This is a genomic window from Nocardioides sp. LML1-1-1.1 (genome assembly GCF_040676175.1).
Lineage (GTDB): Bacteria > Actinomycetota > Actinomycetes > Propionibacteriales > Nocardioidaceae > Nocardioides.
On record NZ_JBEGHK010000009.1, the window covers coordinates 38,737 to 51,698 of the forward strand.

At 69.9% G+C, this 12,962-nt stretch carries 8 protein-coding genes; 2 read left to right on the plus strand and 6 right to left on the minus strand.

Annotation, left to right across the window (positions count from 1 at the left end; genetic code table 11):
- Nucleotides 1-29 precede the first annotated feature (29 nt).
- On the plus strand, nucleotides 30-1,358 hold the full coding sequence (locus MRBLML1_RS22685) for an ISL3 family transposase (protein WP_364520400.1): 1,329 nt from the start codon (nucleotides 30-32) through the stop codon (nucleotides 1,356-1,358).
- A 124-nt stretch (nucleotides 1,359-1,482) separates the two neighbouring features.
- Here MRBLML1_RS22685 and MRBLML1_RS22690 read toward each other — a convergent pair whose 3' ends face one another.
- The 6 genes from MRBLML1_RS22690 to MRBLML1_RS22715 form a co-directional block, all read right to left on the minus strand.
- Nucleotides 1,483-1,914 (minus strand): hypothetical protein, encoded by a 432-nt coding sequence (locus MRBLML1_RS22690; RefSeq protein WP_364520402.1) that lies wholly within the window; start codon nucleotides 1,912-1,914, stop codon nucleotides 1,483-1,485.
- A gap of 9 nt (nucleotides 1,915-1,923) precedes the next feature.
- Complete coding sequence (locus MRBLML1_RS22695; RefSeq protein WP_364520404.1) at nucleotides 1,924-2,859, minus strand: hypothetical protein; 936 nt, start codon at nucleotides 2,857-2,859, stop codon at nucleotides 1,924-1,926.
- Nucleotides 2,860-3,004: 145 nt separating this feature from the next.
- A complete protein-coding gene (locus tag MRBLML1_RS22700) occupies nucleotides 3,005-4,414 on the minus strand; it encodes a hypothetical protein (protein WP_364520406.1) in 1,410 nt (469 codons plus the stop codon).
- A gap of 114 nt (nucleotides 4,415-4,528) precedes the next feature.
- The gene (locus MRBLML1_RS22705; RefSeq protein ID WP_364520408.1) at nucleotides 4,529-5,008 is read right to left on the minus strand and encodes a hypothetical protein; all 480 of its coding nucleotides are present in this window, start codon (nucleotides 5,006-5,008) and stop codon (nucleotides 4,529-4,531) included.
- A gap of 88 nt (nucleotides 5,009-5,096) precedes the next feature.
- Nucleotides 5,097-5,405, minus strand: coding sequence for a hypothetical protein (locus MRBLML1_RS22710; protein ID WP_364520410.1), 309 nt, complete (start codon nucleotides 5,403-5,405; stop codon nucleotides 5,097-5,099).
- A 187-nt stretch (nucleotides 5,406-5,592) separates the two neighbouring features.
- Nucleotides 5,593-11,439 (minus strand): SNF2-related protein, encoded by a 5,847-nt coding sequence (locus MRBLML1_RS22715; RefSeq protein WP_364520412.1) that lies wholly within the window; start codon nucleotides 11,437-11,439, stop codon nucleotides 5,593-5,595.
- Nucleotides 11,440-11,568: 129 nt separating this feature from the next.
- Here MRBLML1_RS22715 and MRBLML1_RS22720 point away from each other — a divergent pair, with 129 nt between their 5' ends.
- Entirely contained in the window at nucleotides 11,569-12,831 is a 1,263-nt protein-coding gene (locus MRBLML1_RS22720; RefSeq protein WP_364520414.1) for a DUF1173 domain-containing protein, read from the plus strand.
- The last annotated feature ends 131 nt before the right edge of the window (nucleotides 12,832-12,962 follow it).

The window sequence follows — 12,962 nt, forward strand, 5'->3', positions numbered from 1 at the left end:
CTCACGCTCACCATCTGGAAGACCCCGACGTGCCCGACGCTACCGTCGGCGAGCGCTCGCATGCGTTCGCCCACCCCGACCTGTCCACCTTCTGCCGCCTCGACGAGCTCGGCCTCGTCGTCACCGGTCAGCGCCTCGAGCCTGACCGCGCGGTCCTCGCCTGCCGGGTCCTCGAACCCGACCAGTGGTGTCGCCGCTGTGGCTGCGAAGGGATCCCGCGTGGCACGGTCACCCGACAGTTGGCCCACGAGCCGCTCGGCTGGCGACCCACGACGCTGCTCGTCACGATCCGCCGCTATCGATGCGGCGCCTGCGGGCATGTGTGGCGCCAAGACACCACCCGCGCAGCCGAGCCCCGCTCGAAGCTGTCGCGTCGCGGGCTGCGGTGGGCACTCGAATCGATCGTGCTGGCTCACCTCACCGTTGCCCGGGTCGCCGAAGGGCTCGGGGTCGCGTGGAACACAGCCAACGACGCCGTCCTCGCTGAGGGCAAGCGGGTCCTGATCGACGACACCACCAGGTTCGACGGCGTGAAGGTCCTCGGCGTCGACGAGCACGTGTGGCGCCACACCAGACGCGGCGACAAGTACGTCACCGTGATCATCGACCTGACCGGGATCCGCGAGGGCACCGGCCCCGCCAGGTTGCTCGACATGGTCGAGGGCCGCTCCAAGCAGGTCTTCAAGACCTGGCTCAGCGAGCGTCCGCAGGCCTGGCGCCAGGGCGTGGAGGTCGTCGCGATGGACGGGTTCACCGGCTTCAAGAGCGCCACCGCCGAGGAGCTACCCGACGCCGTCGCGGTGATGGATCCCTTCCACGTGGTCCGCCTGGCCGGCGACGCACTCGATCGTTGCCGACGCCGGGTCCAGCAAGCCATCCACGGTCACCGTGGCCACAAGGGCGACCCCCTCTACACGGCGCGCCGCACGCTGCACACCGGATCCGGGCTGCTCACCGACAAGCAGAAGGACCGACTCGCCGCGCTCTTCGCCGCCGACGAGCACGTCGAGGTCGAGGCGACCTGGGGGATCTACCAGCGGATGATCGCCGCCTACCGCGAACCCGACCGAGCACGCGGCCGCGCCATGATGAGCAAGCTGATCGAGTCCATCAGCAGCGGTGTCCCGGCCGCGCTCAGCGAGATCATCACGCTGGGACGCACCCTGAAGAAGCGAGCCGACGACGTGCTCGCCTACTTCGACCGGCCCGGCACCAGCAACGGCCCCACCGAAGCGATCAACGGGCGACTCGAACACCTACGCGGCTCAGCCCTCGGGTTCCGCAACCTCACCAACTACATCGCCAGAAGCCTGCTGGAGACCGGCGGCTTCAGATCGCAACTACACCCCGGATTGTGAAGAGCCGTTAAAGGCGCACCGTTGGTGGGCCGGTGCGGCAGCACCGCGTTCCCCAGCTCATCGACGCGGGCAGTTGTCGAACCGGAACAGCGGCAGCGCGCGGGTCACCGGACGGGGGAGTGGCTCATCGTCGCGGGGCCCGGTCGGGTGACTGGCCCTGCGAGCTGGCCTGAGGCTGGGAGCGTCCAGGAGTGTGCTGCGCCCGCAGCGCGGCAGCCTGCAGAGCGGCCGCCGGGTCCGGAGCCCACCCGGGCTGCTGGGGGAGAGGCTGGCCACCGGGAGTTGCGACACGCTCGTCGAAGAGAGCGTGCTCCTTGCTGCCGCCCATCGCCATCGGAACGAGCGACCTTGTCTCGAGCCGTACCGCGTCCCAGGTCGCGAGCCGGTCCGGCGCCGCCTCGCTCCGCTTCAGCGGCATGATCCGGTACTCACGTCGCGCATTCATCGCCGCGTCCGCGGCCGCGTGATACCCCTCGGTCGCGGCGGCCTCCCGGGCGAGGCGGCGGATGTGGTCGACGGCGGCGACCGGGTCGGTGAATCGGGGATCGTCGGACATCAGGACTCCTTACGTCGTTGGGTCGCCTGTCGTGCGTGGTTCAGCGGGCCGGACCGGAGGTCGGCGGGACGTCGAGGTCGAGTGAGGGCTCGGCTGCGGCGATGGTGTGTCCGGTGACGCGGTGAGCGCCGAGCGCATCAGCGAGAGGCCCGATGGAGTGGCCGGCGCCGCCGGCTGATTTGCGGGGCTGATCTGGCCGGTCACCTCCGCGAGCAGGGCGATGGCGCGGTCGGCGAGGTCGCATCCAGCGTCATCGCTGTCGTGCCAGTTCTCCGAGGCAGGGAAGTCGCCGACCGACTCGCCGGCAGAGAGCTCGGCTCGTTGCGCCCGCCATTGGGCATGTTCAGCGAGCAGGTCGGAGGCCGCACGGACCTGCTCGAGGGTGGGCCCGTCGACGCTCCTGCCCAGCGCGGCGGCGAGCAGGGGCAGTAGCTCCTCCGCGGTGGGCAGGTGCACGTCCGCGGCGTCTCGGTGCTGGCGGTCCCAGTCGGGCCGCGCTCCCGGCGGGTGCCCTTCGTAGTCGCAGTAGTGGCCGTCCTCGACACCGTCGAGGGGGTACCCGTCGACCGTCGCGCTCGAGACGGCCCATCTGCCGACGCCGGCGTGCCCTTCGCCGTTCTCGGCGAGAAAGAGCGACTGGAACGTGGGGCCCGAGTACGTTCCGCCCTGGTCGAACGACAGGAAGACGCAGGTCCCATCGGTGGTCCAGCCGGTCACCGTTCCGTGCTGCGCTCGGCCAGCGGCGTCGCGGCGGTAGACACGGGTCCCAGGGGGCGCACTGTCTTGTGCTGCGATCACCGGGTGTGTCGAGGATTGCTCGAGGTGGAGGTAGACCTTGACGTGGTTCTCGATCCGGTGCGGATAGTCCGGATCGTCACGCCACGGAGCCTCCTCGACAGGGGAGGGCGCGGCGGCAGGCGCCTGACGGGTCGGGTGCTGGCTCATCTCTGCTGCTCCTGTAGCTCGGTAGGGAGTGGTGTGTGCCCGGCCCCGCAGGTACACCTCCCCGGGAGACTCGGAGTGCAGGGATTGTGGGTGCCCTTCGCCGCAGACCGACGGCGTTGACGGGGCCGGGCAAGCTGTGGAGTTGTTAGAAGGCCGGCGCGCCGTAGGTGGCGCTACGAGCCGCCGGGAACGGCGTGGGTGGCCTGGCTGGCGCGGTGGGGGTCAGGTTCAATGACTGCTGGAGGGCGGCCCGTTGCAGCGGGTTGCTGTACCGGGCCACCGGCTCGCTGGGGGCGGGGAGGTTCACTAGGTCGGTGAGCGTGGTTTCCAGCCGCGACCGGCGGCCCACCCGGACCGGACCGTCGCGGTGCCGTGGGTGGGCATCGATCAGGTTGCTGTTGCCGCGCAGCAGCTCGCGGCGCAGCGCCTTGCCCAAGTTGTGAGTCACCTCGTGGGTTGCCTTGGCCAGCTCGACCATCTGCGTGGGCTGCAGCTTGATCGGTACCTCGTTGTCCTCCATCCGGGCCACCGCGGTGGTGAGCTCGCTCTGCTGCCAGAACCGGCGCGTGTTCGGCTCCTGGTCGGCCCTGACGTCGGCGAGGTGGCTGATCTGGGGCTGAAGCGCCTCCAGCACTTCGGCACGTTCGGAGAAGAACGCCGCGAACATGCTGGTCTTGGTCGACTGGGTGGCGGCCTCCGCGAACGCCCGGCACAGGTAGAGCTGGCTGGCCGTGACTTGCCGTGCGGAGTCGGCCGTGATCTCCGCCTCGCCGGCGTAGAACGCGTCGGAGGCGAGCATCGGGCGAAGGAAACGCGCCAGCCGCTGCTGCGCGGCGGCGAGATCGGCGGGCGTGGAGACCAGGGACACCGGCTCAACGACGGTCGACGGAGGCGCCTGGCGAAGCCGGGGCGTGGCCTCCTCGGGGCTCGCGCTCGTGGCATGCCAGGTCGCGACCCGCGCGGCCTGGGAGAGCACCATCCGCTTCTCGTCCAGCCCCATCGCGAACTCCGGTCGCTGATGCTCGGCGAGCAGCCCCACCTCCTCGAGGCGGGAGTCGAGCACCAGGACCGCCTCCAGGGCCACCGCCACGTCGCGCATCACCCACCAGCCGGCCCCCGGATCGGTAAGCCACGGCTGTTCCTCGGCCGCCGACAGTGCATGGGAAGCCGACATCAGCTCGATCGCCGCCATCCGCCACGCCTCGACCGTCGGGTCCTCCGAGGCTGGCGTGAGGTATTCCGCGTGCGGTCGGCGCTCGTCGAGTGTCAGCGTGGGCAGGGCGAAGGCGATGTTGTCCACCAGGTTCGCCAGCTTCTCGTCCAACCCCGCCAGCGTTGGCTTCGGTGTACGTGCCGGAAGATGATCCGGCGGCGGGTACCAGCTGTCCTGACCGACGTCGTAGAGCCGTTGACGGAGCGCGTCGACCGCGGCCTCACGACAGTGCAGAAGCTGGTCGACCGCGTGCTCATCGGCCGGGATCACGTCTTCACGGATCAGGAGGTTGAGTGCCTGGGCCGCGTTCTCGGCGTGCTCGCCGTAGGTCGAGACCGTCATCGCGGGTCGCCGGCCACTCGCTGGTGCGGACAAGTCATTGCCATGCCCGGAGAAGCAACCGCCGCGGCGCCAGATCGGACACCGCGGCGGAACTGCTTGTGGAGAAGTGGCGACTCACACGCCCGGTGGGCCGGGGGAGCGGTCCGCCGGCGCCGGACCTTCACCTACGGCCGGGCCGTTCTTCTGCGACCCGGAGGGGTGCAGTGCGCCTGCCTGCAACCTCCCGCTGCGAGCGGTGACCGTCCCTTCAGGGGCGAGGTCGCCGAAGTGGTTCGGGTCGCCGGGGTCGATCAGCGTCACCCGGTTCCCGTAGTCGACGCACATGCGGGCGATCGACGCAGGACCTGGGTCCACGTACACGTCATCGAGCCACTCGTCGCGGTTGGTGTCCTCAGCGAAGCCGTCGATGAGCAGCGAGTCCTGCATGGCGGCCACGGCCTGCCTGTGGGAGGAGTAGGGCCCGACGACCTCAGGGCGCGGGTGCTCGGAGTCGGCGTACCAACGCAGAGTGACCCACCAGCCCGACGCCTCCGGTCCACCGTGGGCGTTGACGTAGTCGGTCCAGGTCGCATCGCGCGGCAGCGGTTTCGTCATGCGCGGAGAAGCAACCACCGCGGCGCCAGATCGGACACACGTCGCCCGCGACCTCGCCGACCCGGCCCCGTGGACCTCGCGGTTGTTCCTAGGCGACGGCGGCCACGCCGCGGCGCAACAGCCGGCGAGCCGAGTCCAGGCGCAGGGTGTGCTGCAGGACCTGCGAGTCCGCGAGCAACGCGCTCAGACGCTGCTCGAGGTCGGCCAGGCCGGATCGAAGGTCTTCGATCTGCACCGGCACGTAACGGGCGGGACGTCGCTGTCCGAAGTCGGTGAGCTCGGCGCGGGCCATACCCAGGAACGGCAGCACCATGGCGTGCCCGTCCTGCCCCGTCGCGTCCTCCAGTGCCGCGATCAGAGAGACCGCGTAGACGAAGTCCGGGGTCGCGTCGTACACGTCACCAGCCCGATCGGTGGTGGGAACAGTCATTGCGGTGTGGTCCTTTCGAGAGGGGTCGGCCTCGGCTCGACCCCGCTACCCAGTGCAGCAGAGTCGGCCAGCGCGGTGCGTGTGGCGCGCCCGAACCAGTGGAGAACAGCCCCGCCGGGCGGCCTGTGGACGAGAACCGGACCTCGCGCCGTGTTCACCGCGACCACCTCGGAGCGACGGGCGGCCGCGGACTCTCCTCCGACCGCGGTCGTGAGGGAGGAGGCGGGGGCGCGATCGCGGGCCGGCCTGTCTGGCCCGCCGGGCCGGGATCAGGCGTGTCGTGCTGGGATCCGTTAGTGGCGGAGTCCTGTCCCGTGGTCTGTTCGCCCGCCGCCTTCTCGGCGCTGTCGGCGGCCAGCTCGGCCGCCAGCCGGTCGCGCCTTGCACGCACCTCGGCGAGCTCGCCGGCGCGCGGGAACACGTCGACCAGCCCGGCCTGGGCCCGCTCTGCCTCGCGGTTGATCTTGGTGGTGTCCATCTCGACGTCGTCGAACACCCGCTCCAAGCGCCGGGGGAGGTTCTCGACCCGGGTCACCAGGCCGATGCTCGGTTGACGGACGTCGCCGGCCTCGACGAGCAGGTGGACCCGCGGGACCTCGACGAGCGACACGACGTACCGAGGCTGGCCCATCCACGAGTCCGCGGACATCTGCAGGTGAAGGCCGCCGACCTCGCCGAGAGGCTGCGGGTCGCGCTGATAGGGCTGGACCGCAACCAGGGCCCGCTGCAGCGCAGGGGCGGCATCGGCCCGCTTTCCGTACGCCGCACCGTTGATCCGCATCGAGAACGCATCCCCGTCTGTGTCACGTCGCAGCGGCATCGCTGCCAGCAGCTGCTCACGGTCGGTCGCCAGCCGCTCCAGCCGCGGCCCGGCCTCCCGGATCGTCGCCGCGAGACTGCGCTGGGCTGCCGACCACGCCCGCTCCAGGCGCTCCAGCTTGGTCGCGTCCGTCTCGGCCTTGGCGAGCTCCATGATCCGCGGGTCACCGGACGCGAGAGCCTTCACCTCGGCGTAGGAGAGGGCTGAGTCGCCGATGTCCTCGATCTCACGCACATCCAGCCGGCCGCGCATCAGCTGGTTGATGAACTTCGCTTTCCGCTCCACCGTCTGCCACAGGTAGGTGTCGAAGCTGGACTCGGTGACATACCGGTAAACCCGCACCGACTCGTTCAGGTTGCCCTGCCGCATGATCCGGCCGTCGCGCTGCGCCAGGTCGGCGGGCCGCCACGGGCAGTCCACGTGGTGCAACGCGACCGCGCGGCGCTGGACGTTGGTGCCCACGCCCATCTTCTCCGTCGACCCGATGAGCACCGCGACGTGACCGGTGCGGGCCTGCTCGAAAAGCCGTGCCTTCGCGCGGTCGTTGTTGGCCTCGTGCATGAACCGCACCTTCGGCGCCGGTACGCCGCGGGCGACCAGCTGGGCCTTAAGCTCCTCATAGGCGTTCCAACCCGCTCCGGTCGGCGTGCCCAGGTCGCAGAACACCAGCTGCAGGGCGCCCGGCTCTGGGTCGGCGCCGAAGGCGACATCGGCGTGGTCGTGGTAGATGCTGGCGACCCGCTCGGCGACCGCGTCGACCTTGGAAGGCTCCCGGTCCAAGAACGCGCCCAGGCCGTCGAGCTGGTGGTCGACGAGTCGCAGGTCGAGCGCGGCCGCGCGGCCGTGGCCGCTGATCTTGAGCATGTTGTCCTCGCTCGGGTCGACCGCCCGCGAGGAGACCAGGTCGGCTCGGGCGGCCAGCTGGGCCATGAAGTCGACCAGTTCCTGGCTCGGCGGGACCACCACCGTCTCCGCAGCTCCGCCCTCCAGGTCGGGGGTGGGCAGATGAAGGTCGTCGGCGGTCTTGACGTCGGCGACCTGGTGCCACAGCCGCAGCAACTCGGGGACGTTGTTGAACTTCGCGAACCGGGCCTTCATCCGGAAACCCGTCCCGGACGGGGAGAGCTCGAGGTCGGTGACAACCTGCCCGAACGTGGCCGCCCAGGTGTCGAAGTCGCTAATCCCCGCCGCCTCCAGGTCAGCGGGGGCGAGGTAGCGCAGCATCGTGTACGCCTCTGCCACCGAATTGGCGATCGGGGTCGCGGTCATGAAGGTCGCGACCCGCCGGCCGTGGCGGCCGCGCAGGTAGGACATCTTCAAGTCCAGGTCGGTGGCCCGGTTCGACCCCTCCACCGCGACACCGGGGATGTTGGAGGCCAGCCGGAGGTTCTTGTAGCCGTGGGTCTCATCCACGCACAGGTAGTCGATCCCGGTGGCCTCGAAGGTGATCGCGGGGTCGCGCTCGACGTCACGCAGCTTCTTCAGCCGCTCCTCGGCCCGCGCCAGCGTGCCCTCAAGCCGCTTCACCGACAGCCCGCGCTCGGACTTCGAGGCGGCCAGCCACATCCGCAACTGCATCATCTGCTCGTCGAGGTAGGCCTCCTCGGTGTCCTTGGAGACCGGGATCTTCTCGAACGCCGAACGGGACATGATCACCGCGTCCCACTCGCCGGTCGCGGCTCGGGCGACGAACAGTCGCCGCTTGTCCTTGACCAGGTCCTCGGTGCCGCAGGTGAGGATCCGGGCCTGCGGGTAGGCCTGCAGCCACTCCCGAGAGAACTGCTCGAGCATGTGGTTGGGCACCACCACCGCGGGCTTGCGCACCAGGCCCAACCGTCGCAGCTCCGAGACACCGGTCACTGCGGCGAGGGTCTTGCCGGCCCCGACCTCGTGGGCCAACAACACTGAGGGCTGCGCCACCATTCGTGCCACCGCGGCGTGCTGGTGCGCACGCAACCGCAGCGGACGTCCTTCATGGACACGGGCCATGCCCGGGTAGTGCTTGTCCTCGTCGACGTCGTAGGAGCGCAGCACGATCGCGTTCAGCTTGTCGTTGTAGGTGCGAACCAGCTGCTGACACCGCTCGGGGTCCTCCCACAGCCAGGCCGCGAACCGCTCCTGCAGCTCCTCGGCCTTCTCCTGAGCAGCGAAGGTGGCGGTCTCGTTCGGAATCCGTCGCCCGTCCGGGGTCTCGTCAGTGACCCGGATCTGCCGCTGTTCCAGGCACGCTTGGACGATGTCGATAGCGCTGGCACGTTCGGTGCCCCAGGTGTTCCGGGCGGCCACCGAATGCCGGTTGCCCCGCACCGACCACACCGACCCGCCCGGATGCTCCACCTCCACCGTGCGGTCATCGAGGGTCTCGCGCAGGAACTGCTCCACTGTCTTGGCCGGCACCCACGGCACGCCGAGCTGGGCCACGATCTCGGTCGGCCCGAGGTCCTCGGGCAGCACCTCGGTCAGCGCCGCCTCGGCGGCCTGGAGCCGACGCACCATTGGCTGGGCGGTCTCATCGCCGGTTGCGGTGGCGCCCTCGACGAGCTGCTCGAGGACCTCTCCGACGCGGGTCAGCCGGGCACGGACGTTCCCGGAGAGGAACTCTGCGCGGGGAACCCAGGCTGCCGTCCAGCCGGCCCCGGTCCGCTTGACGGTGTCGGGGTCGACGAACGCGAAGGCCTCGAGCTCGGTCTCGGCCTGGTTCTGATCGACCCCGAGCAGCCGGGCGACCTCGCTGGTGCGCAGCTCGCCGTAGGTGTCCATGCCCAGCGACACCGCATCGGCGGGAGAGTCCGCGCGCGTGCGCAGTACCCGTGGTGCGACGACTCGCTCCGTGAAGATGTCGGCCTTGCGTGCCGTGCCGGTCGCGGAGTCGTAGTGCTCGAGCGCGAACACGGCAGGGGAGTGGGGGTCGCCGCGGAACCCGCCCTGCCGCGGCCGCACCTGTGCGAGCACCGGCTCACCGGTCTTCGGGTCGATCCTGCCGGTGTTGCGGCTGGTGACCCGGTTGATCGGGCCGTACCGCTTGACGTAGGCGTCGTACTGCCGGTTCAGCCGCTCACGAAGTGCCCCCATCCGCTCCTCGCCCGCGACTCCCGGTCCCTTGGGCAAGGTGGCGGCGGTCGGCAGGTCACCGGGTAGGGGCGTGGTCGCCTCGGCCTCCAGCAGCGTGACGACGGTGTCACGCACGTCGGTGAGCATCCGCAGCTCGTTCGTCTGCGATTTCGGCACCTCCAACGGCTCGGGGACGCCGTCGCGCACGTGCAGCCAGCCGCCGTCCTCGCCGACGCTGATGTGGCCCTCGGCCCGTACCACCGCCCCGGGCAGCACCAGCGGCTCCTCCTGGCCGGGACCGCGACGAGGGCGGTGGACCGGCCATCCCGGCCCCGATGGACTGGCAGCAGGATTCGGTGTTGGAGTGGCCGCTGGAGTGCGGTTAGGCCGAGTCGGGGCCGGGGGAGTGGTGAACAGGGGCCGTACGTCGGCGTAGTTGGACAGGTCGAAAGCCAGGTGGCGCTCCAGATCGGCCGCGACCCGCTCGGCCAGGCTCTGCCCCTCGCTGGTCAGCAGTCCCTCCACGGCGACCTCGGGTCCGAACCGGCCGGAGCGGGACGTCAGGCGACCCAACACCCGGGCCGGCTGCTGGACGAACAGGGTGTTGAGGTTGACCTCGGCGTCCTCGAGCCCGGTCCCGGCCCGGAACGCCGGCAATCGCTCCAGGTTCCGCCACCCGGGTGTGAGGTCCAGTGGGTCCTCTCCCTCGACACGGCGTCGGAACACCAGCAGGTCGGTGATGACGTCAGTTCCGGCGGCCCGGCGGTGGGTTTGGTTCGGCAGCCGGTACGCGGTGACCAGGTCGGCCATGTCGGCGAAGGCGTCACGGGCGGCCGGGTTCGCCGCGTCCATCGTCCATCGTGAGGTCAGCACTGCCACCACGCCGCCGGGGCGGACCAGGTGCAGGCTCTTGTGGATGAAGTAGTTGTGCAGGCTCAGCCCTAGCCGGTTATGGGTGGAGTCGTGCGGGACGACGTCGGCGAAGGGAACGTTGCCGATCACCAGGTCTCGCTTCCCCTCAGGCAGGCGGGTCTCGGCGAACGACTCACCGCGGATGTCCGCGTCCGGGTAGAGCAGGGACGCGACCCTGGCGGTGGTCGGGTCCAGTTCGATGCCGACCACGTCGCGTACATGGTCAGGCGCGAACCCGATGAAGGTGCCCGACCCACAGCCGGGCTCCAGGACGCGGCCGCCGACCTCCTTGTCGAACCCAGCCGCGCCCAACGCCGACCAAACCGCCTTGACCAGTGCGGCGTCGGTGTAGTGCGAGCTCAGTGTCGTGCGCGCCGCCGCGGCACGGGCGCGACCGTTCAGCAACTCCCGCGCTCTGGCCGCGGCCTCGTTGTGGTTGGCGGTGTCGTCGAAGATCTCCGGCAGGGAGCCCCAGCCCGACCAACGCGCCAACACTCCCTGCTCCTGGGCTGACGGGAGGCGGTTCTCCTCATCGAGCTGGGCAAGCAGCTCCAGCACAGCCACGTTCGCGGTCAGCCGCTCCCGCGGAGTCGACGGCGTCAGGTCCCGCTGCGAGCCCGGCCGGAACCGCCGCGACTCCCCAGAAGGAATCAGGCCGGCAGGTTCCACCGCCGGAGCGGTCGTGGTCGTCGCCTCTACGTCTACGACGCGGTCTGTCCCAGCTGTTACGCGTTCGGGGGAGTCCTCAGGCCCGGCCTCATGTGCTCCCGCAGAACCTCCGACTCCGCCGTCGTTCTCGCCTCGGTCAGCCGGCCCACTCGCTCCAGGTAGCCCTCCGCCGGGTCCGACGGGCCGGCGATCCGGTCCGCCAACATGTCGATCTCTGTCTCGATCTGCAGCCCCAGGTCCTCGAAGAAGCTCTCCGGATCGGCGATCGCCGCCAACTCCGTGGCCCGATGCTTCGCGTAGTGCTCCCGCATCCGCGTCCCGTACGGGTTCATCCCGAGCCCCTTCCTCCGTCACGACCTGCAGTGAGCCGACAGCGTGGCCCTCACCCTCGCTGCTGGTGACCTCACCGACCGGGTCACCTGGCTCCTCACCAAGATCCCACAGCGTCAGTTGATCGGAGTCAGCAACACTCGCCCGCCGTCGCGCCACTCCCGGCACCTCCAACCCATTGGTGAGGACGCCGGCCGCGGCACCCACGCCACGGCTCACCACCGTCCTCACCAGGAAAGGCACCCACCCGGGCCGACGATCGGACAGCTCGGAGCGAAAATGTGGAAAAAGTTCCCAGGACTCCCGGGTGGCGTCCGATTCGTGCGCGGGCTCGTTGCCTTTCTAGGCATGACCACGACACACAGCGCCCCGCCAACGAGCCGGGCGGACCACAGCAACGACCATTCCGGTGACCGGCAGACCTTCGAGCTCTATGGCCGCCGGATCACCCACACCAACAACCCCGACGTGCAGCAGCTTCTCGCTGCTGCGCACACCGACCGGGTCCGGCCCCTGTGCCTGTGCCGCCCCGACGGTGTCGCCATGTACGTCGCCAAGATCGGGCCCGACAAGTACGTCATCAAACGGATGCCCGACTCCGGCCTCGAGCACGCACCTCGCTGCGCCTCCTACCTCCCGCCCGAAGGGCTCTCCGGGCTCGGTCAGGTCCTCGGCAGCGCGATCACCGAAGAAGCCGACAGCGGCCTGACCGCCATCAAGCTCGGGTTCCGCATGTCCAAGGCCGAGCGAGCCGCCCCGACCGGCGCCGGAAGCGGGGCAGTGGCCGACTCCGTCGCCGCCGACCCCAACCGCCTGACCCTCCGCGCCGTCCTGCACTACCTGTGGCAAGAAGCCGACCTGGCGACCTGGACGCCGGGCATGGACGGCAAGCGCAACTGGCGCATCGTGTCCTGGTACCTGCGCCAGGCCGCCCGAGGGAAGTTCACCAAGGGCAAGCCGCTTGCCACGCGGCTCTACGTCCCCGAGCCGTTCAACGCCGAGAAGAAGACCGATATCGCCGCGCGGCGCCTCTCGGCATGGGCACCGATGCAGCAGCACGGCACCGCCCAGCAGTTCATGATGCTCATCGGCGAGTTCAAAGCGATCGCGCCGGCACGGTTCGGGCACAAGCTCGTCATCAAGCACATGCCCGACGCCCCGCTCATGGTCGACGACAAGCTGCACGACCGACTCCACAAGCGGTTCGGAGACGAGCTCGAACTGGTACGGGCCAACGAGGCTGGACACCTGATGGTGATCGCGACCTTCTCCGTGGGCCGCGCCGGCCTGGCCACCGCCGAAGAGATCTCCCTCGTCATGACCGACGAGCGCTGGCTCCCGTATGAGTCGCTGCGCGACAAGCTGCTCCTCGACGCCGCACTCAACGCGCGCCGCAGGTTCACCAAGTCGTTGCGCTACAACCTGGCTCCTGACAAGCCCATGGCCTCCCTGGTGTTCACTGACACCGAGACGCCGACCGCGGCGTTCGTGCTCACCAGCGACGAGGACCGCGACACCGCCGCCCAGATCGCCAACGACACCGGCACCGCGGTCTGGACGTGGGTCGTCACACAGGACATGCCGCCGCTCCCGCCGGTTGCCAACCACTGACCAGGCAGTCCCGCCGAGCGAACAGTCTCGGCGCCGCCAGGCACGGTAAGCCGCAAGGGCCATCCCAGGAGCCCCCTCGGCAGGTAGCCCACGAGCACCGGACGCCACACCGGATGCGCCGGTGCTGCTGC

Bases quoted from the DNA above. Each gene is read 5' to 3' on its own strand.
- MRBLML1_RS22690 (WP_364520402.1), bottom strand. From the start codon at position 1,914: ATGTCCGACGATCCCCGATTCACCGACCCGGTCGCCGCCGTCGACCAC.
- MRBLML1_RS22695 (WP_364520404.1), bottom strand. From the start codon at position 2,859: ATGAGCCAGCACCCGACCCGTCAGGCGCCTGCCGCCGCGCCCTCCCCT.
- MRBLML1_RS22700 (WP_364520406.1), bottom strand. From the start codon at position 4,414: ATGACGGTCTCGACCTACGGCGAGCACGCCGAGAACGCGGCCCAGGCA.
- MRBLML1_RS22705 (WP_364520408.1), bottom strand. From the start codon at position 5,008: ATGACGAAACCGCTGCCGCGCGATGCGACCTGGACCGACTACGTCAAC.
- MRBLML1_RS22720 (WP_364520414.1), top strand. From the start codon at position 11,569: ATGACCACGACACACAGCGCCCCGCCAACGAGCCGGGCGGACCACAGC.